Source organism: Candidatus Dormiibacterota bacterium, assembly GCA_036495095.1.
Classification (GTDB): Bacteria; Chloroflexota; Dormibacteria; order Aeolococcales; family Aeolococcaceae; genus CF-96.
The window spans coordinates 1-20,036 of the sequence record DASXNK010000191.1; the positions used below are offsets into that span (position 1 = coordinate 1).

Annotated in this window: 20 protein-coding genes and 1 tRNA gene; 10 read left to right on the top strand and 11 right to left on the bottom strand. The window is 74.9% G+C overall.

All coding sequences use genetic code 11. The features are described 5' to 3' along the window. Positions 1-345 precede the first annotated feature (345 nt). The 4 genes from VGL20_18635 to VGL20_18650 all read right to left on the bottom strand — a co-directional run bounded on the left by VGL20_18635 (position 346) and on the right by VGL20_18650 (position 3,269). Positions 346-421 (bottom strand) — tRNA-Lys (locus VGL20_18635). A gap of 46 nt (positions 422-467) precedes the next feature. Then, positions 468-1,262: a PHP domain-containing protein gene (locus tag VGL20_18640; GenBank protein HEY2705702.1), complete on the bottom strand. Its 795-nt coding sequence runs from the start codon at positions 1,260-1,262 to the stop codon at positions 468-470. After that, a complete protein-coding gene (locus VGL20_18645) occupies positions 1,255-2,154 on the bottom strand; it encodes a phosphatase PAP2 family protein (protein ID HEY2705703.1) in 900 nt (299 codons plus the stop codon). The genes VGL20_18640 and VGL20_18645 overlap by 8 nt, the downstream gene beginning before the upstream one ends. A gap of 23 nt (positions 2,155-2,177) precedes the next feature. Further along, the gene (locus tag VGL20_18650; GenBank protein ID HEY2705704.1) at positions 2,178-3,269 is read right to left on the bottom strand and encodes a DNA topoisomerase IB; all 1,092 of its coding nucleotides are present in this window, start codon (positions 3,267-3,269) and stop codon (positions 2,178-2,180) included. An 89-nt stretch (positions 3,270-3,358) separates the two neighbouring features. Here VGL20_18650 and VGL20_18655 point away from each other — a divergent pair, with 89 nt between their 5' ends. From VGL20_18655 to VGL20_18670, 4 genes are all read left to right on the top strand, one after another. Next, positions 3,359-4,063 (top strand): hypothetical protein, encoded by a 705-nt coding sequence (locus VGL20_18655; GenBank protein ID HEY2705705.1) that lies wholly within the window; start codon positions 3,359-3,361, stop codon positions 4,061-4,063. 66 nt (positions 4,064-4,129) lie between these two features. After that, positions 4,130-4,825 (top strand): response regulator transcription factor, encoded by a 696-nt coding sequence (locus VGL20_18660; GenBank protein HEY2705706.1) that lies wholly within the window; start codon positions 4,130-4,132, stop codon positions 4,823-4,825. Positions 4,826-4,964: 139 nt separating this feature from the next. Continuing rightward, complete coding sequence (locus tag VGL20_18665) at positions 4,965-6,443, top strand: HAMP domain-containing sensor histidine kinase (protein ID HEY2705707.1); 1,479 nt, start codon at positions 4,965-4,967, stop codon at positions 6,441-6,443. A gap of 153 nt (positions 6,444-6,596) precedes the next feature. Continuing rightward, positions 6,597-7,208, top strand: a complete 612-nt coding sequence (locus VGL20_18670) for a hypothetical protein (GenBank protein HEY2705708.1) — start codon at positions 6,597-6,599, stop codon at positions 7,206-7,208. Between the two features lie 19 nt (positions 7,209-7,227). On the opposite strand, the gene VGL20_18675 is transcribed toward VGL20_18670, so the two are convergent. From VGL20_18675 to VGL20_18705, 7 genes are read right to left on the bottom strand one after another with little or no spacing between them, the layout of a single operon-like run. After that, positions 7,228-7,476, bottom strand: coding sequence for a sulfurtransferase TusA family protein (locus VGL20_18675; protein ID HEY2705709.1), 249 nt, complete (start codon positions 7,474-7,476; stop codon positions 7,228-7,230). After that, positions 7,473-8,255 (bottom strand): cytochrome c biogenesis protein CcdA, encoded by a 783-nt coding sequence (locus VGL20_18680; GenBank protein HEY2705710.1) that lies wholly within the window; start codon positions 8,253-8,255, stop codon positions 7,473-7,475. The genes VGL20_18675 and VGL20_18680 overlap by 4 nt, the downstream gene beginning before the upstream one ends. A 40-nt stretch (positions 8,256-8,295) precedes the next feature. Beyond that, entirely contained in the window at positions 8,296-8,778 is a 483-nt protein-coding gene (locus VGL20_18685) for a RidA family protein (GenBank protein HEY2705711.1), read from the bottom strand. Positions 8,779-8,781: 3 nt separating this feature from the next. Further along, on the bottom strand, positions 8,782-10,176 hold the full coding sequence (locus VGL20_18690) for a VWA domain-containing protein (GenBank protein ID HEY2705712.1): 1,395 nt from the start codon (positions 10,174-10,176) through the stop codon (positions 8,782-8,784). Between the two features lie 10 nt (positions 10,177-10,186). Beyond that, positions 10,187-11,104 (bottom strand): MoxR family ATPase, encoded by a 918-nt coding sequence (locus VGL20_18695; protein HEY2705713.1) that lies wholly within the window; start codon positions 11,102-11,104, stop codon positions 10,187-10,189. Continuing rightward, positions 11,101-12,405, bottom strand: coding sequence for a hypothetical protein (locus tag VGL20_18700; protein ID HEY2705714.1), 1,305 nt, complete (start codon positions 12,403-12,405; stop codon positions 11,101-11,103). The genes VGL20_18695 and VGL20_18700 overlap by 4 nt, the downstream gene beginning before the upstream one ends. A 48-nt stretch (positions 12,406-12,453) precedes the next feature. Then, positions 12,454-13,740 (bottom strand): adenylosuccinate synthase, encoded by a 1,287-nt coding sequence (locus tag VGL20_18705; protein ID HEY2705715.1) that lies wholly within the window; start codon positions 13,738-13,740, stop codon positions 12,454-12,456. 63 nt (positions 13,741-13,803) lie between these two features. Here VGL20_18705 and VGL20_18710 point away from each other — a divergent pair, with 63 nt between their 5' ends. The 6 genes from VGL20_18710 to VGL20_18735 all read left to right on the top strand — a co-directional run bounded on the left by VGL20_18710 (position 13,804) and on the right by VGL20_18735 (position 20,001). Next, on the top strand, positions 13,804-14,694 hold the full coding sequence (locus VGL20_18710) for a CPBP family intramembrane glutamic endopeptidase (GenBank protein ID HEY2705716.1): 891 nt from the start codon (positions 13,804-13,806) through the stop codon (positions 14,692-14,694). After that, positions 14,684-15,541: a hypothetical protein gene (locus VGL20_18715; GenBank protein ID HEY2705717.1), complete on the top strand. Its 858-nt coding sequence runs from the start codon at positions 14,684-14,686 to the stop codon at positions 15,539-15,541. Before VGL20_18710 ends, VGL20_18715 begins: the two co-directional genes overlap by 11 nt. A 122-nt stretch (positions 15,542-15,663) precedes the next feature. Then, positions 15,664-16,200: a hypothetical protein gene (locus tag VGL20_18720; GenBank protein ID HEY2705718.1), complete on the top strand. Its 537-nt coding sequence runs from the start codon at positions 15,664-15,666 to the stop codon at positions 16,198-16,200. 177 nt (positions 16,201-16,377) lie between these two features. Next, a complete protein-coding gene (locus tag VGL20_18725; GenBank protein HEY2705719.1) occupies positions 16,378-18,411 on the top strand; it encodes a thioredoxin domain-containing protein in 2,034 nt (677 codons plus the stop codon). Positions 18,412-18,441: 30 nt separating this feature from the next. After that, a complete protein-coding gene (locus VGL20_18730) occupies positions 18,442-19,617 on the top strand; it encodes a crosslink repair DNA glycosylase YcaQ family protein (GenBank protein ID HEY2705720.1) in 1,176 nt (391 codons plus the stop codon). A gap of 78 nt (positions 19,618-19,695) precedes the next feature. After that, on the top strand, positions 19,696-20,001 hold the full coding sequence (locus VGL20_18735; GenBank protein ID HEY2705721.1) for a helix-turn-helix transcriptional regulator: 306 nt from the start codon (positions 19,696-19,698) through the stop codon (positions 19,999-20,001). The last annotated feature ends 35 nt before the right edge of the window (positions 20,002-20,036 follow it).

The window sequence follows — 20,036 nt, forward strand, 5'->3', positions numbered from 1 at the left end:
ACCGGCGGCGTCCATGCCTGCCGCGCGCAGGTCACCGTTCCCGTCCGGATGCTGGTCGAACGGCGGCACGCGTAGGCCGTCGTGGAGGAGCGTCCACACCAGGAAGTCGATGCCCCCTCCCTCGGTGGTGCCCCACGACCAGGGGTCGGGGTCTCCGATCAGATGCATGGGAACGTGCCGGTCGTGCCCACGCGCCGCCAGCGCTCGAAGCGCCCGCGACGCGGAGACGGTCTCACGTGGCCTTCGGACCGCTGAGGCTGCTGTTGGTGGTCAGATTGGTGGTCAGGCGGCCCAGCAGGCAACCCACCCCGCGCCCCCCGACCGCCCGATCCGTATTCGAAAACTTGGTACCCGCTGCAGGACTCGAACCTGCGACAAAGGGATTAAGAGTCCCCTGCTCTACCAACTGAGCTAAGCGGGCACGCTGCCGGGGGACCGATTGTAGCGCCGCCGGCCGGGGCATCCGATCAGCGGCGGGAGGCGGCCGCCGGTCCCTCGCCGCGGCCCACCCGTCCGGCGCGGCGCTCGCGCGGAAGCCAGAGCAGGGAGCGTCGCTGCTGGGCGAGGCGGAGCAGCAGGGAGGGGGGCTGGGGGCTGATGCCGCGCATCGGCGAGGTGGTGCGGCCGGCGATGGCGCGGCGCAGGTCGGCGCCGGTGCGGCCGGGGAACGCGGTCAGCATCCTGCCGAGGTCGTGGCGGCCGAAGTGGCTGTCGCCGGCGCCGAGGGCGGCGCCGAGGCGCTCGCGGTGCTGGGCGTAGAAGCCGTCGAGCTGCGACTGGGCGCGGCCCGTCATCGGCGCGGTGTGGCGGATCTCGATGCCGTCGACGGTGCGGTGCTCGAGCAGGCGCAGCGTCCGCCGGGCGGTGATCGAGGCGAAGTACGTGGGCATGAACGGGTGGGGCAGCACCGCCACCCCGCCCTGGTCGTGGATGGCGTCGACGGTGTCCTCGACGCTCATCCCCATCCGCACCGGGCGCTCCAGCCAGAGCCCGACCACGTGGACGCTCGCCGGCGCTGCGGTGGTCACCTCCTCGCCGGGCACCACCTCGAGGCCGTGTCCGGCGCCGGCCTCGACCGCCCTCGCGGTGGACGCCATGGTGTCGTGGTCGGTGACGCAGAGCACCGCGATGCCGGCGGCGGCGGCGGCGGCGACCAGCTCCTCGGGCGAGACCATGCCGTCGCTCGCGGTGGTGTGGGCGTGCACCTCGGCCGCGGAGAGGCCCGGCGCCAGGCGCACCCGGCCATCCCGCGGCTCAGCCACCGGCCCCCACCCTGGCCTCGCGCAGCGCCCCCACCCGCGGGGCCACCAGGCGGGTCATCACCGTCCACGCGAGCGCCGCGCTGCCGATCCCGGCGAGGGCGTCGACGAGGTAGTGCTCACCGAGGTAGACGATGCTGACCCAGACCATCAGGCACCAGGCGAGCGCGGGCCACACCAGCCGGCGGTCGAGGGCGCGGAGCGCCAGCAGCGCGAGCATCGGGAAGGCGGCGTGGAGCGACGGGAAGGCGGCCACCGGGTTGGGGTTGAGCGACTGGTAGTAGGGGCTCACCGCGCTCGGCAGGGTGGTGCCGATGACGCGGCGGAAGCAGCACGCCATGCCGTGGTCCTGGGCGTACCAGGGCGGCGCGGTCGGCACCAGCAGGTAGACGACGAAGCAGGCGAAGGCGAGCCCCATGAGCGCGGTGACGAAGCGGAGGAAGATGCGGCGGTCGACCAGCCAGAGCACCAGGCCGACCCCGATGGGCACCAGGAAGTGGCAGAAGTAGACCACGGTGGCGGCGTCGTCGACGACCTCGCCGAGGGGCGCGAGGGCCTGCTGGAGGGTGGCGGTGGGCAGCCGGCCGCCGCCCAGCCACCGGTCGGCGCCGGCGAGCTCGGAGATCAGCGGGGGGATGCCGGTGCGGGGGGCGATCCCGCGCATCGCCTCCCAGCCGAGGAGGATGGCCACGAACGGAACCCAGTCGGCGGCGAAGCGGAGCAGCCGGCGGCTCACCACCGCGACCGGGACCAGCAGCAGGAGCAGGTAGTCGGGGGAGACCGAGATGCCGCGCCAGATCATCACCGCGCTCACCAGCACGAGATAGAGAAGGGCGAGAGCGGCCAGCGGGCCGGGTCGGAGGGCGCGCGCGGAGAGGGACACCTGTCTCGCCATCCGCCGGAGGATACACGCCGGTCTCAGGCGGCCCGCCGGCGCCTCCTGCCCTCGCGGCTCAGCCGCTGCTGGAGCACCCCGAGCACCGCCGCCTCCTCCGGGGAGAGGCGGTGGAGGCTGTTGCGGATCTCGGCGGCCGCCCGCGCCTCGAGCAGCTGCGCCAGCGAGCCGTCCATGTACGACTCGACGACCGCAGGGTGGATGTAGCACGTGCGGCACACCGCCCGGGTGTTGCCGAGCCGCGCGGCGACGGTGTCGATGGCGCTGAGCAGGTTGCGCTTCGCCTGCGCCTGGGAGTCGAAGCGCTCGAACTCGCGGAGGGCCTGGGCGGCGAGCACCGTCCCCGCCCAGGTGCGGAAGTCCTTGGCGGTGTACTCGCCACCGCCGGCCTCGCGCAGGTACTCGTTGACGTCCTGGGAGTGGATGCCGCGGACGTTGCCGTCGCCGTCGACGTACTCGAGCAGGCGCTGGCCGGGCAGCTCCTGGCAGCGGCGCAGCACCCGGGCGAGGCGCCGGTCGGAGACGCCGACGCTGTGGTCGACCCCGCTCTTGCCGCGGAACACGAAGCGCACCGTCGACCCCCGGATCTGGGCGTGCTCCTCGCGCAGCGTGGTGAGCCCGTAGTGCTGGTTCTGGCGAGCGTACTCGTCGTTGCCGACCCGGATCAGGGTGGTCTCGAGCAGCCGCACCGCGCAGGCCACCACCTTCTCCCGGGGCAGGCCGGCGCGCGCCATGTCGCGGGCGACCCGCCGGCGGATCCGCGGCAGCGCCCGCGCGAAGGCGATGGTGTGCTCGTACTTGTGGGCGTCGCGCACCTCGCGCCAGCGGTCGTGATAGCGGTACACCTTGCGCCGGCGGGCGTCGCGGCCGGTGGCCTGGATGTGACCCCGCTCGCTCGGGCAGATCCAGACGTCGGTCCAGGCCGGGGGGATGGCGAGGTGCCTGATCCGCAGCAGCGTCTCGGTGTCGGTGACCTGCCGCCCCTCGGGATCGAGGTGGACGAACCCGTCCCCGCGCCGCTCCCTGCGGATGCCCGGCCCGGAGTCGTCGACGTGGCGCAGGCCGGCCTGGCGGGCGGCGGCGATCGCCTCCTCCGGGGTGGGGACGCTGGACACCGGCGGGACCTCCGAGCGGGCAGCGGCGCTGACGCCGATGGGTATGCCCTGTCGATCACGGGTTCACACCTCGCTACCCTACCCGGCGGATGACCGGCTTTCGCCTCCCCGAATCCGACGAGGAGCCCGCCGCCCCCGTCGCCGCCCGCCACGGCAGCGCCCTGCCCGGCGAGGCGCTGCTCTCCGCCGCGGTCGACCTGCCCTGGGACGACTGGCTCGGCGCCGGCGCGGCCGACCAGGTGCGCGACGGCTCGCTCGGGCTGGTGCGGCACGCCTACCCGGCGACCGCGGCCCGGGACATGGGCCAGGCTTCGACCACCGCGGGGATGCTCCGCGGCGACCCCGCCGCCCGGGAGCGGCTCGGCGCGGTGGCGCTGCGCGTCGCCGCCGCCCACCACCGCCCGGCGCGGATGCCCCATCAGCCCGGCGAGGAGCCGTTCGCGTGGTGGGTGGCGGAGGAGCGGGCGCTGGTCTGGATGCCCTGGGAGGGCGAGGCCGCATACGGCCTCGAGCTGCTCGAGAGCGGCCAGGCCGACGCCGTGGTGGTGACCGCCCCGGACGCCTGCTGGACGGTGTTCCGCACCGGCCTGCCCCGCCGCGGCGCCCGCGGAGGCTGGGCCCGGCTCCCCGAGCGCTTCCGCACCGCGATCGCCGAGCGGGCCGGCGCCGAGGCCACCGCTCTGGAGCGGGCCCGGTGGCGACGTGAGGGCGACGTCATCACGGTGCGCTGGCGCGAGGGCGAGCGCCTCCGCAGCGCATCGGTGAGCGTCAACCGCCCGCCGACCGCCGGCTGAGAGCTCGTTGAGAACCGCTCCCGGGAGGGTCTGAGCGGCTCCGAGCGTCCATATACTCGGCTGACCATGACCGGACCCCGCGTGCTCGTCGTCGACGACGAGCCGAGCATCACCGACTTCATCGCGCTGGGACTGCGCCACGAGGGCTTCGACGTCCGCACCGCGCCCGACGGCCGGGCCGCGCTCCGGGTCGTCGACGACTTCAAGCCCCAGATCGTGGTGCTCGACCTGATGATGCCCCGCATGGACGGCTGGGAGCTCTGCCGGGCCCTCGCCGGCGACCGCAACCGCGGGCTGATCATCCTCAGCGCCCGGGACGAGACCACCGACCGCATCCAGGGGCTGGAGCTGGGCGCCGACGACTACCTGGTCAAGCCGTTCGAGTTCGGCGAGCTGCTCGCCCGGGTGCGCGCCGTGCTCCGCCGCCGCCTGCCCGACCTCGCCCGGGTGGTGCGCGCCGGCGAGCTCAGCATCGACACCGCCACCCGGGAGGTGCGGCTCGGCGAGCGGCTCATCGAGCTCAGCGTCCGCGAGTTCGACCTGCTCCACTTCCTCGCCCTCAACGCCGACCAGGTGCTGCCCCGCCAGCGCATCCTCGACGAGGTCTGGGGCTACAACTTCTTCGGCGACGAGAACAACGTGGAGGTCTACGTGCGCTATCTGCGGCAGAAGCTCGTCGACCCCCAGCACCAGCGCATCCAGACGGTGCGCGGAGTCGGCTACCGGCTCCGCACCGAGGTGGACGCGGTGGCGGAGGTCTGAGCCGACGGCCTCGCCGGGCAGGCTCCGCCGTGCCCTGGGCTCGCTGCGCTGGCGGCTGACGCTCACCTATGTCGCGCTGCTCGCCCTGCTCCTCGCCGCCCTCGCCGGCTTCCAGTACGCATCCCTGCAGCGCAGCCTGGTGAGCACCCGGGTGGCGGACCTGCGCGGCGACCTGCAGGGGGCGGTCAGCGACCTCGTCAGCGGCAACGGGGTGCGGCCGGTGCTCCCCCGGGCGCGGCGCACCCCGGCGGCGACGCCCTCGCCAAGTCCCGGCGCCGGCGCCCCGGCGGCGCCGGCGACGCCCACCTCGGCCGAGATCAAGGCTGTGGTGGGCGGCCAGAACTGTGCCTCGATCCCCGCCGCGGTGGTCGCACGGGTGGCCACCTTCCTCGCCAATCGCACCTCGATCGTCTCCGGCCAGAGCATCTCCATCGCCGTCTACGACGCCAACCTCAACGTCATCGGGACCCACTCGCCGGCCAGCCTCGCCGCCCTCCCCCGGCTCTCCTCGACGGAGCTGACCCGCGCCCTGAGCGGCAGCCAGTCCGCCGCCCAGGTGATCGACGACGCCGTCGGCCAGGGACAGCTGGTGGTCGCCTTCCCGGTGCACGCGAGCGCGACCCGAACCACCCGGGCCTGTCTCGCCGCCCAGCTGGGCACCCCGATGGCGACGATCGACGATGTGCTCACCTCCGACCGCGACGCGCTGCTGCTCGGCGGCGGCGCGGTGCTCCTCCTCGCCCTGCTCGCCGGGCTCTGGCTCACCGAGCGCGCCCTGGGGCCGCTCCACCGGGTCACCGACACCGCGGGGAAGCTCGCCGCCGGTGACCTCCGCGCCCGCAGCCGGCTGCCCGAGCGCGGCGACGAGGTGGGCACCCTGGCGCGCGCCTTCGACGACATGGCCGACCGCATCGAGGTGGCCTTCGCCGCCCAGGCCGAGTCGGAGGCGCGGACCCGGCGGTTCATCGCCGACGCGTCCCACGAGCTGCGCACCCCGCTGACCGCGCTCAAGGGGTACATCGACGTGCTCCGGCGCGGCGTCTCCCGCGACCCCGAGTCGCTGGAGGCCGCACTGTCGGCGATGGCGCGGGAGTCGGAGCGGATGCGGATGCTGGTCCTCGATCTGCTCACCCTGGCCCGGATCGACGCCCAGCCGGCCACCAGCCCGGAGCGGCTCGACCTCAACGAGGTTCTCGCCGGGGTGCTCGACGAGGGGGTGCCGGGGATGCCGGGGACGCTCGAGCGGCGCTTCGCCAGCCCGCCGGTGATGGTCACCGCCGACCGCGGCGCGGTGATCACCGTGGCCCGCAACCTGCTGGTCAACGCCTGCAAGTACGCCCCCGGGGCGCGGCAGGTGTGGTCGACCGAGGCCGACGACGGGCAGGCGCGGTTCAGCGTCCTCGACGAGGGGCCGGGCATCTCGGCGGCCGACCTCCCCCATCTCTTCGAGCGCTTCTACCGGGGCGAGAAGACCCGGGCGCGCGAGGAGGGCGGCAGCGGGCTCGGCCTCAGCATCGTGCAGGGGCTGGTCCGCGCCCAGGGCGGCGAGGTCTCGATCGAGAGCGAGGAGAACCGCTGGACGCGGGTGGTCGTGCGTCTCCCCGTGTCAACCCGGTAGCGCGACCCCACCAGAACGCGTCACACTCACGGGTCTCCTCAGTCTGTGCAGACGTGGGATCAAGGATGGTAGGATCACGCCCACGAGAGGTTGCATTGATGCACTCATTCTTATTTCGCCGCGAGGTGTTCCATGAGCCATCGTAGAAGGATGTTGACCGCAGTTCGCGCTCTCGCCGTCGCCCTCAGCCTGGGCGGAGGGGCGCTCATGGGGCACAGCGGGGTCCACTCCGCCCGCGCCGCCACCGCGGCGGACTCGCCTCAGGGATCGTCGGTCGTCGCCGCGCCGGCGGCGACGTCCACCGAATGCGACAAGGACGACGCCGACAAGGCGAAGCCGGACGTCACCACCGACCAGGCGAAGCCGGCCGCGGTGACCGACCAGGCCGCGCCCGCCGAGAAGGACGCCGCCGACACGTCGGGCGACGTCAAGGACAAGGACGCCGACTCCGACAAGGACGGCGACAAGGACAAGCCCGACGACGACAAGGACAAGGCGGACGACGACAAGGACAAGCCGGACGACGACAAGGACGCCAAGGACACCGACGACACCTGCGCGACCTCCGGGACGGGCGGCGTCGCCGTGCCCCCCGCCGCGCCGCTGCCGGCCACCGGCAGCGCCACCAAGGCCGCGTCCGCGTCGGCTCCTCTGACCGGCGTTCCCAACACCGGCTCCGAGGTTCCCTTCGGCGCCGGGCTGCTGCTGACCACCGCGGGCGCCGCGGCGCTGATCGCGGGCCGGAGGCGGCGGCGCAGCGAGTAGACGTTCGAACCGGCGGGGGCTACTGCGGGCGGGCGACCACCACCCGCACGTAGCCCCCGGCCGACTCCTCGAGGACGAGCACCGGGAAGCCGTCCTCCTCGCAGGAGCGGGGGACGTTCTCCTCGGGCTCGCCGTGATCGAGCCAGACCTCCACGCACTGTCCCGGGTCGACCTTGTCGAGGGCGACGCGGGTCTTCACGTAGTTCAGCGGGCAGCCGACGCCGCGCAGGTCGAGGGTGCGGGCGGGGACCGGGACGGCGGCGCTCACAGGTCGAAGGGCGACTGCACGGCGAAGTGGCTGAACACCGAGAAGCGGTCGGCGAGCAGCAGCACCCCGAAGACCAGCAGCAGCGCCCCGCCGACGAGGTTGACGATGCCGAGGTGCCGGTTGACGGCGCGGATCGGCCCCTGCAGCCGGTCGGTGAGCGCGGCCAGCAGCATGAAGGGCACCGCCAGCCCCAGGCAGTAGGCGACCATCACCGGCAGGCCGTCGAAACGGCCGTCCTGGGCGACGCTGAGGATGGCGCTGAGCTGGGGCCCGATGCAGGGCGTCCAGCCGGCGGCGAAGGTGACACCGAGCAGCAGGCCGCCGAGCAGCCCGCCCCGTTCGGGCAGCCGGTGGATGCGCACCTCGCGCATCAGCGCGCCGATGCGCAGCACCCCCAGGGTCTGGAGCGCCAGGACGATCACGATGCTGCCGGCGACGATGTCGACCGCCCGCTGGTGGGTCGCCAGCACGGTGACGTCGAGGGCCCGGAGCACGTAGTAGAGGCCGATGAACACGGCGCTGAAGCCGGCCACGAAGGCGGCGCCGTTGGCGAGCACCGGCACCCGGGTGGCCACCGCGCCGGGGCGGACCGCCACCGCCACCGCCGCTCCCGGCCCCTCCCCGGCCACCGGCTGCGCCGGGGTGGGCTCACCGGCGCGGCTGCCGAGGTAGGCGAGATACGCGGGCGCCAGCGGAAAGACGCAGGGCGACAGGAAGGACACCATGCCCGCCGCGAAGGCGAGCGGGTAGCTGAGGTGGAGGACGGTGCTGGCGATCACCCTGCCGCTGAGGATACGCCGCGTCGCTGAGGCGGCCGCCTCAGCCGCCGCGCACAGGATCGAGGTCGATGCGCACCACGGCGCTGATCTCGACCGCCGCCCCCAGGGGCAGCTCGGCGACGCCGACGGCGGCGCGGGTGTGCCGGCCGCGCTCGCCGAGCACCGCCACCATCAGCTCGGAGGCCCCGTTGAGCACCGCCGGCTGGGCGGTGAAGCCCGGGGCGCTGCGCACGTATCCCTCGAGGCGGAGCACCTGGCGGACGGCGTCGAGCGAGCCGGTGGCGGCGCGCATCAGGGCGAGCAGGTTGAGGGCGCAGAGCCGGGCCCCGGCCGCGGCCGCCTCGACGCCGACGTCGGCGCCGACCACCCCGGCGCAGCGCAGCTCGCCGTGGGCGAGGGGCAGCACCCCGCTGGTGTACAGGAGATCGCCGGCGACCAGGTAGGGCACGTAGGCGCCGAGCGCGGCCGGCGGCTCGGGCAGCTCGATGCCGAGCTCGTCGAGGCGGGCGGAGGTGTCGGGCATCTGCTATCTCCCGGGGGGCGCGACCATGGCGTCGATCGCCGCCTCCAGCTGGACGACGTTGCGCACCTCCGCCACCTGGGTGCAGTGGGGCACGTACGCGGGCATCGACGAGTCGCCGAGCCCCCAGCTCAGCCTCGCCTCGGGGTTGAACCACACCACCCGCCGCGCCCGCGCCCGCAGGCTGCCGAGCACCTCGGCGCGGGGCGGGGTGTAGTTGCCACGGCCGTCGCCGAGCACCAGCAGGATGGTGCGCGGGGTGACCGCGTCCGGGTACTCGGTGGCGAAGCTCTCCAGGCTGCGACCGTAGTTCGTCGACGAGTACCAGGCGATGTCCCGGGGCTGCATCGCCCGGTCGATCGCGGTGGCGGCGTCGGCCTCGGCGAACTCCCCCGTCACCTCGACCGTGCCGCTGACGAAGACGAAGGTGCGCACCCGGCTGAAGCGGTCCTGGAGCCGGTAGAGGAAGTGGAGCATGAACCGCACCGTCGTCTGCATCGAGTTGCTGATGTCGCAGAGCGCGGCCACCTGGGGCCTGTGCTGCGGCGGCTTCTCCCAGCGCAGCCGGAAGGGCACCCCGCCCGACTGCAGGTTGGCGCGCCAGGTCCGCTGCATGTCGAGGGCACCGCGGCGCCGGGGGCGGCGGCGCAGCTCGGGCAGGGAGTCGAGCTTGCGTCCCAGCCGCTCGACCAGCCGTGCCATCTCCGCCGACTCGCGCGGCGAGAACGCGCCCAGCGGGGCGCGGCCGAGGTCGCTGCGCAGCCGCTCGCGGCGGCGCTGGGCGTCGATCCGCTCGAACTCGGCGTCGACGGTGCCGCGCACCGTGGCCCGCAGGCGGTCGATCTGCTGGCGCATCCGCTCCCGCCAGGCGCGCGCCGCGCCCTCGTCCAGGCCCGCCGCCCGCAGCGCCGCCTGGAAGCGGTCGAGGGCGGCGTCCGCGCCCGAGCCCGCCCCCAGCGCCTCGAGGATGGAGCGGCCAGCCATCCCCCGTTGCAGCAGCGACTCCAGGCCGGCGATCGCCTCGCGGGCGGCCTCGCGGACCATCAGGGCCAGCTCGAGGTCGCCCATGTCCATCAGCCGGTCGAGCAGCGCCTGGAGCTCGCCCCCGAGGGCGTCGAGCGCCTCGGGCGGCAGCGGGGGAAGGTCGTCCGGGGGCTCGACGGTGGGCAGCACGCCGCCGCGGCTGCCGTAGGGGGAGAAGTAGAGGTCGAAGAGCTGCTCGAAGAGCTCGAGGTCGATGCTCCGCTTCACCAGGGTGCCGCGCAGCGCGGCGCGGAAGGTGCGGCGGTCGTCGAGCTCGACCGTGCCCGCGGCCACCAGCGCCTCGGCGGCCTCCGGCGGCGACACCCGCACCCCGGCGGCCCGCAGCGCCGCCACGAACTGGAGGATGTGCTCGTCCACCGCGCGTCCGCTAGTTGAGCAGCGCGTGGAGCGACTCGCGTCCCTTGCGCACGTCGCCCTCGTACTTCAGCACCAGCGAGAGGGTCTCGGAGACCACCGCCGGGTCCAGGGTCTCGGCGTTGAGCAGCACCAGGGCGCGTGCCCAGTCGATCGACTCGGAGATGCTGGGGAGCTTGCGCAGGCCCAGGGTCCGCAGCTTCGCCATTGCGTGGGCGACCTGCCGGGCCAGCTCGGCGGAGGCCTCGGGGACCCGGCGGCGGATGATGTCGCGCTCCCGCTCGGCGCAGGGGAAGTCGAGGTGGAGGTGGAGGCAGCGCCGCCGCAGGGCGTCGCTCAGCTCGCGCTGGGCGTTGCTGGTCAGCACCGTCACCGGCCGGGTGCGGGCGGTCAGCGTGCCCAGCTCGGGGACGGTGACCTGGTAGTCGCCGAGCATCTCGAGGAGGAAGGCCTCGAACTCGGCGTCGCCCTTGTCGATCTCGTCGATGAGGAGCACCACCGGCTTCTCACTGAGGATCGCCTTCAGCAGCGGGCGGGGGAGCAGGAACCGGTCGCTGAAGAAGACGTCGTCCTGGACGGCGATGCGCTCGACCGCCTCCGCCAGGGTGGCGGCGTCGCCGACCGCCTCACCGATCTTGTCGCGGAGGATCTGGGTGTAGAGCAGCTGCTTCGCGTACTCCCACTCGTAGAGCGCCTTGGCCTCGTCGAGCCCCTCGTAGCACTGCAGCCGGACCAGCTCGCGGTCGAGCGCGCGGGAGAGCGCCCGGGCGAGCTCGGTCTTGCCCACCCCCGCCGGCCCCTCGACCAGCAGCGGCTTCTCCATGCGGGTGGCCAGGTAGGTGACGGTGGCGGCGTCGGGATCGATCAGGTAGTCGGCGGTGTCGAGACGGGCGATGCAGTCGGCGACGGAGGCGAACTGGTCGGTGCTCACGGGGGACCGTCCACGTCCAGCCGCCGCTGCCGGCGGCGCAGCCCGACCGCGACGGCGCCGAGCGCCGCCAGCACCTCGACGGCCAGCGGGAAGGGCCAGTGGAAGATCGCCCCGACGAGCCGCGCCGGGCCCGACTGCTCGGGGACCAGGGGCTCGATCGCCACCGGCTTCGGGGTGGCGGCCGGACGGGGCAGTGCGGCCGAGCTGACCGGCGCGGTGCCCTTCTCGCCGGTCACCGCCGCCGGGGGCGGGACGGTGTCGTCGATCTGGCTGTACAGCGCGGCGCCGCCCTGAGGCGGCACCACCGCGATCATCACCAGCGGCGGCTGGGCGGGGGCGACGGCGATCGAGGAGACCGAGTGGCGGTCGGCGGGCAGCCCCTTGTCGGCGGGGACGAAGCTGCCCCCCCCGTCGGTGGAGCGGAGGATGGTGCCGCCGCTGCTCCCGCCGGCGTCGCTGCCCGCGTAGACGAGGTTGGGATCGAGCTGGCTGAAGCCGACGGTGGTCACCGAGAGCTGCTCGGCGATCCCGCCGCTCGGGGTCCAGGTGGTGCCGCCGTCGATGCTGTGGTAGGTGCCCTTGTTGGTGGCCACCACCAGGGGCCGGAACTGGGCCGACTGGGGGAGCGGCCCGGCGCCGAGCGACGACACCGTCGCGGTCGCGGGGAGGCCCTGGGCGAGCGGCTCCCAGGCGGGGCCGGGGCCGGCGTTGCGGAAGAGGAAGCCGGCGCCCGGGCCGCCGTCGGTGCCGGCGACCAGGGTGAACTGCGGGGAGTTGGCGGCCACCGCGACCGCGCTCACGTCGAAGCCGTCGAGGCCGGCGGGGCGCCAGGTGGTGCCGTCGACGCTCACCGCCACGCCGTTGCTGGTGCCCACCGCGAGGCCACCGAGCCCGAAGGCCACGGCGCGCACGTTGCGGTCGGGAAGGCCGGCCGAGACCTCGCGCCAGGTGGCGCCGCCGTCGTCGCTGCGCTGCACCCCGCCGCCGGCCAGCCCCGCGTAGGCGGTGTGCGCCGGGCGGACGTCGAAGCCGACCACCCAGACCCGGGAGCCGTGGACCGGCGTGGCCCTCCAGGTCTGGCCGCCGTCGGTGGTGCGGTAGACCCCCGCGTCGGTGGCGGCGAGCGCGGTGGCGGGGAGAGCGGGGTTGAAGGCGACCGACCAGATCCTCGCGCCGCCCAGCCCGGGGAGCACCCCCACCCTGCCCCAGTCGGCGGCGATCGCCGGTGACGTGCCCGCCACCACGAGGGCGACGAGGGCGACGAGGACGGCGGCGGCCGCCCGGCGGGCAGCGGTGATCACCGTGTCGAGGATAGCGGTTGACCTCAGGGGGAAGACTCAGGATCCAGGCTATGGGATCAGCGGCCCGAGGACGATGGTGTGCTCACGGTCGGGCCCGACCGAGACCCCCTCCACCGGCGCGCCGCTCACCTCGCCGAGACGGGTGATGTAGGCGCGGGCCGCGGCGGGCAGGTCCTCCAGCCGCCGGCAGTCGCGGGTCGGCGACCGCCAGCCGGGCATCTCCTCGTACACCCCCTCGAGGTGCTTGAGGTGGGAGATGTTGGCCATGGGGTGGTCCCAGGCCTCGCCCTTGCTGAGGTAGCCGGTGCAGATCCTGATCGGGTCGACGTTGTCGAGAACGTCCAGCTTGGTGACGAACATCGCGTCCACGCCGTTGGTGTTCACCGCGTAGCGGGCCACCGCGGCGTCGAACCAGCCCACCCGCCGCGCCCGCCCGGTGACGGTGCCGAACTCGGCCCCGACCTCGCGGATGCGGTCGCCGAGGCCGTCGTGGAGCTCGGTCGGGAAGGGACCGTAGCCCACCCGGGTGGTGTACGCCTTGAAGACCCCGATCGTCTTCGAGATCCGCGAGGGGGGGATGCCGCTGCCGGTGCAGGCCCCGCCCGCGGTCGGCGCCGAGGAGGTGACGTAGGGGTAGGTGCCCAGGTCGATGTCGAGCATCACCCCCTGGGCGCCCTCGAGGAGGATGCGGTCGCCGCGGGCGATGGCGCCGTGGACGATCGGGTAGATGTCGCGGATGTGGCGGTCGAGCAGCTCGCCGTACTGCATGTACTCGTCGAGGATCGCCTGCTCGTCGAAGGGGTCGACGCCGTAGAGCCTGGTGAGCGCCTCGTTCTTGAGCCGGAGCACGAAACGGAGCTTCTTCTCCATGAACTTCGGCTTCTGGAGGTCGCCGATGCGGAAGCCGATCCGGCGCACCTTGTCCTCGTAGGTGGGACCGATGCCGCGGGCCGTGGTGCCGAGCCGGTCGTCGCCGCGCTGGTGCTCGCCGAGCTTGTCCAGGGCGGGGTGATAGGGCATCACCATGTGGGCCCGGTCACTGATGAAGAGGTTGTCGGTGCTGATGCCCTGGCCGCGGAGGGTGTCGAGCTCGCGGAGGAAGGCCCCGGGGTCGACCACCATGCCGTGGCCGATCACGCAGGTGACCTGGGGGTAGAGGATGCCGCTGGGGATGAGCTGGAAGCGGAACTCGCGTCCCCCGCTGACCACGGTGTGGCCGGCGTTGTTCCCCCCCTGGGAGCGGACCACCATCTCGACGCCGTCGGCGAGGAGGTCGATGACCTTCCCCTTCCCCTCGTCACCCCACTGGCCGCCGACCAGAATCGTCACGCTCATCGCGGCCGGTAAGGCTACCGGAAGTGCGGCGCACGGGGTCGCCCGCCCGGTATACAGCGGGTGATGGAGCGTCGCCTCGCCGGGCCCGGCGTCCCCTCCCCCCCGGACGGAGCGGCCTGGCGCCGGCCGCTGCTCGCGCTCGTGATCGCCGCGGCGTCGCTGGCGGCGGTGCTCCTCGGCCCCCGGCTCTTCGACACCGATCCGGTGGGCGTGGATCCCTTCGACGCCCGCCTGGCGGCGGTCGCGCTGGTGCTCGCCGGTGTGGCCATGGCCTGGGCACGGCTCGCCGAGATGCGCGGCGTCCTCCTGGCGGTGGCCGCGGTGGTCCTGCCCTACTGCCTCTGGTCGGCCACCCCGCGCGCGCTCGGGCTGCTCCTCGGCGGCCGGATCTCCTTCGACGCCGAGGTGCTCGGCGCCGACGGGGTCTACGTCGCCGCCACCCTGGCGATCGCCGCGGTGGCGGTGCGCCGGCTGCCGGCGCGGTGGCGGCCGCGGCTGCGGCTGCTCACCGCCCGGCCACTCGCCCTCGCCGTGGCCGTCCTCGGCGTCGCCGCGGTGGTGGGCATCGCCCTGGCGCTGCCCGCCGAGCCGCTGGGCCGGCTCGGCATCCCGGTGGCGGCGGTGCGCCGCGACCTGCCCCTGCTCGGGCCCGCCTACGTGCTCCAGGCCGCCGCCCAGGAGCTGCAGTTCCGCGGGCTGCTGCTCGGCGTCCTGGAGCGCACCATGCGCCCGGCGGCGGCGAACCTGGCCCAGGCGCTGCTCTTCGGCCTCGCCCACATCGCGGTGCTCTACGAGGGGCCGGCCGCGGCGCTGGTCCCGGTCACCGTCGTGCTCGGCCTGGTGCTGGGCGCGCTCACCCGCTGGACCGGCTCGCTGTGGCCGGCGATCGCCATCCACTCCGCCCTCGAGGTCGGCGTCGCCGTCGCCGTCATCCCCGGCCTCTATGGCCAGTGAGCGCCGGCGGCGGGCGCTCACCGCGGTGCCGCTGGCGCTGGGACTGCTCGCCGCCGCCCCCTCGGCCTCGGCCCCCTCGGCGGCCGAGCCCTGGTGGGTGCCGGTGGGCCTGCGCGGAGAGGCGGTCACCGCGGTGGTGCCCGGGGCGACCGGGCTGCTGGTGCTCGCCGGCGGCCGCCTCCGCTGCCTGGCGCTGCCCGGGAGCAGCGGTCCGGCGGTCTGCGGGCGCCCGCTCGGCCATCCCGGCGCCGCCGGCGTGCCGGGTTCGCCGCGCTGGCTGCTGCGCGGCGGCCACGTCCTCCGGCCCGACCTGGGGGCGGCGGCGGTCGATCCCGGCAGCCCCGACCTCGGCGCCTCCGCGCGGCTCCTGGTGGCCCCTGCGGCGGATCCCGGGGTGGTGGTGGCGGTGGCCGCCGACGGCACCGTCTGGCGGCGCACCCCGGCGGGGGGCTGGGGCAGGTCGCTGCTCCTCCTCCCCCAGAGCCTGATCGCCGGGCCGCCGGCGGTGACCGGCCTGGCCGCCTTCGAGACCAGCCCGCTCACCCCCGCGGTCTACCTGGCCACCGACGGTGACGCGGTGCTGATCACCACCGACGGCGGCGACGACTGGGTCCGGGCCGCCCCGGGCCTGCCCACCGGCGTGCTCACCCTCACCACCGACGCCGCCACCCGGGCGGTCTACGCGGGAACCCGGGACGGGCTCTGGGTCCACCACCTGCAGAGCTTCCCGGCGCCCCCGGTGTACCGGCCCGCGGCGCTGCTGGCGCGCTGGCTCGGGGTCGCCGTCCTCGCCGGCCTGACCACCCTCGCGGCGGTGGCGGCGCTGGCGCGGGCGGCGCGGCGGTGAACGCGCGGTAGCTTCGCAAACGCAACGAAAGCACCGAAAGCTTTGCCGCCCCCGGCGCGTTCCCCTGGTGTGGCCTCCCGCGAGACGCACCCAGCGCCCCGGCCACGACGGCGTGCAGCACCATGAGACATCCGCTCGGCATCGCCCTCGGCGCGGCGGCACTCGCCGGCCTCGCGGGCGCCTCGCTGGCCTCGCCGCCGGCGGGACCGCCGGCCGCGATGCCGCTGACCGTCCCCGCGGCGGCCTTCGGCAGGCAGCTGCTCGGCTCGCCCTCGGCCGGCGCGCCCACCGCGGGGCTCGCCCCCGGCTGGCTGCTGCTGCGCACCCTCCCGGACGGCACTCGGACCGACGGACCGGCGGTGGCCGGCGCCGTCGCCCTCGCACCCCCGGCGGTGCCGGCGCCGTCGCCGGCCTGGACCTCGGCGCCCCTCCCCGCGCTGCTGGCATCGATGCCGATCCACCTGCCGGTGCGGTCGCTGCCGGCGCCTCCGACCCCGCTCCCCCTGACGCCGCCGCCGCCCCCCTCGGGGACGAAGGGCCCCGCCGCGGGTCACCACGGCGGCACCGGCACCGGCTCCGGCCGCGGACACCATCACGGCGCCGGCCACCCCAAGGGCTCGCCGCCCAGCCCGGCCTCGCCCTCCTCCGGCCAGGCCTGAGGCCGGTTGGGGGAAGACCGCAAGGTTCTCGCCCCCGGCGTCGTCTCTCATGGTGGCCACAGCCCTCCGGGGAGTGAGGACCGGTCACCCGCTGGGGAGACGGGGCCGGGCACACGCGACAGCGGTGCCCGGCCCCGTTTTCTCGTTCCGGGGGACGCATCGGCTAGCGTGGGCCCCATGCCGAACCGCCTCGCCGGAGAGACCAGCCCCTACCTGCTCCAGCACCGGGACAACCCGGTCGACTGGTGGCCCTGGTGCGACGAGGCCTTCGAGGAGGCCCGGCGGCTCGACAAGCCGGTGCTGCTGAGCGTCGGCTACAGCGCCTGCCACTGGTGCCACGTGATGGCCCACGAGTCCTTCGAGAACCCCGAGATCGCGGCGGTGCAGAACGAGCTCTTCGTGAGCATCAAGGTGGATCGCGAGGAGCGGCCCGACGTCGACGGCATCTACATGCAGGCGGTGGTCGCGCTCACCGGCCAGGGCGGCTGGCCGATGACGGTCTTCCTCACCCCGCGCGGCGTCCCGTTCTACGGCGGCACCTACTTCCCGCCCGAGGACCGGATGCAGATGCGCGGCTTCCCCAGCATCCTGCGTGCCGTCGCCCAGGCCTACCGCGAGCAGCCCGAGGCGGTCGACCAGACCGGCACCCAGCTCCGCCAGGCGCTGGCGCCGCCCCGGCTGCCCGAGGGCGAGCTGAGCGCGGCGCCGCTCGACGAGGCCTGCCGCAAGCTGGTGGAGGACACCGACCCGCGATACGGCGGCTTCGGCCGGGCGCCGAAGTTCCCCCACGCCGCCGCCCTCGACCTGCTGCTGCGCCGCCACCGCGCCGGTGGCGACGCCGGCCTCTGGCAGGCGGCCTCGGTGACCCTCGACCGGATGGCCCGGGGCGGGATCTACGACCAGGTCGGCGGCGGCTTCCACCGCTACTCGGTCGACGGTCAGTGGGCGGTGCCCCACTTCGAGAAGATGCTCTACGACAACGCCCAGCTGGCGCCGGTGTACCTCCATGCCTGGCAGCTCACCGGCGAGGAGCGGTGGCGGCGGGTGACCACCGAGGTGGTCGACTACGCGCTCCGCGAGATGCGCCTGCCCGGGGGCGGGTTCGCCTCCTCCCAGGACGCCGACAGCGACGGCGAGGAGGGGAGGTTCTTCGTCTGGACGCCGGCACAGCTCCGCGAGGTGCTCGGCGACGAGGACGGGGCCCTGGCGGCGCGGATCTTCGGCGTCGTCCCCGGCGGCAACTTCGAGCACGGCGCCACCGTGCTCTCGCTGCCCTTCCCGCTCGAGCAGGTCGCGGTCACCCTCGACCTCGACGCCGCCGCGATGCGCGAGCTGGTGGACGGGATCCGCGCCCGGCTGTACGAGGCCCGCGAGCAGCGGGTGCACCCCGGGCGCGACGACAAGGTGGTCACCTCCTGGAACGCGATGATGCTGCGCGCCCTCGCCGAGGTCGGCGGCGCCCTCGACCGCCCCGACTACGTCGACGCCGCCCGCGAGCTCGGCGGCTTCCTCCTCGACCAGCTGGTGCGCGACGGCGTCGTGCTCCGCACCTGGAAGGACGGCGCGGCCAAGATCACCGGGTTCCTCGAGGACGTCGCCACCCTGGTCGACGCCCTCCTCACCCTCTACGAGGTGACCGGCGAGCCGCGCTGGTATGCGAGCGCCCGAGAGCTCGCCGGCGGCATGGTGGAGCGCTACCACGAGCCCTCCGCCGGCTTCTACGACACCGCGGTGGACGGCGACCCGCTGCTGGTCCGCCCCCGCACCCTCGACGACAACGCGGTGCCGGCGGGCCGCTCGACCGCGGCGCTGGCGCTGCTGCGGCTGGCGCTGCTCAGCGGCGAGTCGCGCTGGCGCGAGGTCGCCGAGCGCACCGTGGCGCCGCTCGCCGCCGCCATCGGCCGCGCCCCGGTCGGGCTGGGCAACCTCGCCTGGGCGCTCGACCTCGCCCTCGCCGACACCCGCGAGGTGGCCGTCGCCGGTGACCCCGCCGCCCCGGACACCCTCGAGATGGTCCGTGCGGTGCTCGGCGCCTGGCATCCCTGGCGGGTGCTGGCCTGGGGCGAGGCCGACGGCGTCCCGCTGCTCGCCGACCGTCCGCCGGTCGACGGCCGGGCGACCGCGTACGTCTGCCGCGGCTTCGTCTGCGACGCCCCCACCACCGAGGTGGAGCAGCTGCGCGCCGCCCTCGAGGTGCGCGCCGGGGGCTGAGCCGGCGCCGGCGCGCTACCGTCCGGGGTCGTGATCGCGCTCAGCGCCGCCGAGGCGCGCCGCCTGCTGCTCCACCGCCAGGGGCTGGGCGCCGCCGCCGAGCGGCGGGGGCGGACCGATGACCGGGTGGCCGCGATGCTGCGGCGGCTCGGAGCGGTGCAGCTCGACACCATCTCGGTGCTCGCCCGCTCCCACGAGCTGGTCACCTACGCGCGGCTCGGCGCAGTCGGCCGCGCCGCGGTCGAGGCCGCGTACTGGGGCAGGCCGCCGCGCGCCTTCGAGTACTGGGCCCACGCCGCCTGCGTGCTGCCGCTGGAGGAGTGGCCGTGGTTCGAGGCGCGCCGCCGCCGCAACCGGGCGCGGCGGGAGCGCACCGAGCGCAGCACCGCCGCGGCCCGGAGCGAGGTGCTCGCCCGGCTCGCCGACCTCGGCCCGGTGACCACCGCCGACCTCGGAGGCGCCAAGAACGGCGCGGGGATCTGGTGGGACTGGTCGCCGCTCAAGCTCGCCGTCGAGGAGCTGCTCGCCGGCGGCGAGGTGGTCTGCGTGGAGCGGCGCGGCTGGCGGCGCGTCTACGAGCTCGCCGACCGGGCGGTGCCCGCCGAGCTGCGCGCTCTCGCGCCCCCCGACGACGTGGACTGCGCCGCCCACCTCGTCGGCCTGGCGGCGGAGCGGCTGGGGGTGGGGACGGTGCAGGACCTCGCCGACTACTTCCGCCTCCCGCTCGCCGACGCCCGCGCCGGGATCGAGGCGGCGCGGCTGACCCCCGTCGCCGTCGAGGCCTGGGGCGAGCCCGCCTGGGCCGACCCAGCCGCGCTGGTGGCCCCGCCGCCGCCGGCGCGGTTTCGCCCGGTGCTGCTCTCGCCCTTCGACTCGCTGCTGTGGGACCGGCGCCGCGCCGAGCGGACCCTGGGCTTCGTCCACCGCCTCGAGGCGTACGTCCCGCGGGCGCTGCGCCTGCACGGCTACTTCGTCATGCCGCTGCTCGCCGGCGGCCGGATCCGCGGCCGGGTCGACCCGGCGCGGAGCGGCCACACCCTGGTGGCGCGCCGGGTCTCGGTCGACCCCCCCGCGGTCCCGGCGATGGCGCGGGCGCTGGTGGAGGCGGCGTCCTGGGTGGGGTGCGACGCGGTCGCGGTGGAGGAGGTGGTGCCCGCGGAGCTGGCGGGGCCGCTGCGCGCCGCGGTGGCGGCGGCCGGAGGCTGACCCTGCCGCTGCCGAGGTGGTGTGACAACCTGATGAATGTCCGCATCAGAGTGTTGTCTATATACAATGATACGCAGCGTGGACAAAAAACGAGGTGGATCTCCGGCGGCCGGCGCCGGCGCCCCCCTGCACAACCGCATCGCGGTGCTCCGGGCCGAGCGCGGGCTCTCCCGGCAGCAGCTGGCCGACCGGGTCGAGGTGAACTACCAGACCGTCGGCTACCTCGAGCGCGGTGACTACAACCCCAGCCTCGAGCTCGCCTTCCGGCTGAGCGAGGTCTTCGGGGTACCGATCGAGGCGATCTTCTCGCGCCGGGCGTTCCGCCCGATGAGCGAGGAGCTCTACAGCCGCCAGCCCGGGGGAGGGCTCACCGATGAGCGCTGAGGCACCCCGCCGGAGGCGGTCGAGACCGTCACCGC

What these genes read in the sequence shown, in the direction of transcription:
- VGL20_18645 (HEY2705703.1), bottom strand. Translation starts at nt 2,154, where the DNA reads ATGGCGAGACAGGTGTCCCTCTCCGCGCGCGCCCTCCGACCCGGCCCG.
- VGL20_18655 (HEY2705705.1), top strand. Translation starts at nt 3,359, where the DNA reads ATGACCGGCTTTCGCCTCCCCGAATCCGACGAGGAGCCCGCCGCCCCC.
- VGL20_18660 (HEY2705706.1), top strand. Translation starts at nt 4,130, where the DNA reads ATGACCGGACCCCGCGTGCTCGTCGTCGACGACGAGCCGAGCATCACC.
- VGL20_18685 (HEY2705711.1), bottom strand. Translation starts at nt 8,778, where the DNA reads ATGCCCGACACCTCCGCCCGCCTCGACGAGCTCGGCATCGAGCTGCCC.
- VGL20_18705 (HEY2705715.1), bottom strand. Translation starts at nt 13,740, where the DNA reads ATGAGCGTGACGATTCTGGTCGGCGGCCAGTGGGGTGACGAGGGGAAG.
- VGL20_18710 (HEY2705716.1), top strand. Translation starts at nt 13,804, where the DNA reads ATGGAGCGTCGCCTCGCCGGGCCCGGCGTCCCCTCCCCCCCGGACGGA.
- VGL20_18715 (HEY2705717.1), top strand. Translation starts at nt 14,684, where the DNA reads ATGGCCAGTGAGCGCCGGCGGCGGGCGCTCACCGCGGTGCCGCTGGCG.
- VGL20_18720 (HEY2705718.1), top strand. Translation starts at nt 15,664, where the DNA reads ATGAGACATCCGCTCGGCATCGCCCTCGGCGCGGCGGCACTCGCCGGC.
- VGL20_18725 (HEY2705719.1), top strand. Translation starts at nt 16,378, where the DNA reads ATGCCGAACCGCCTCGCCGGAGAGACCAGCCCCTACCTGCTCCAGCAC.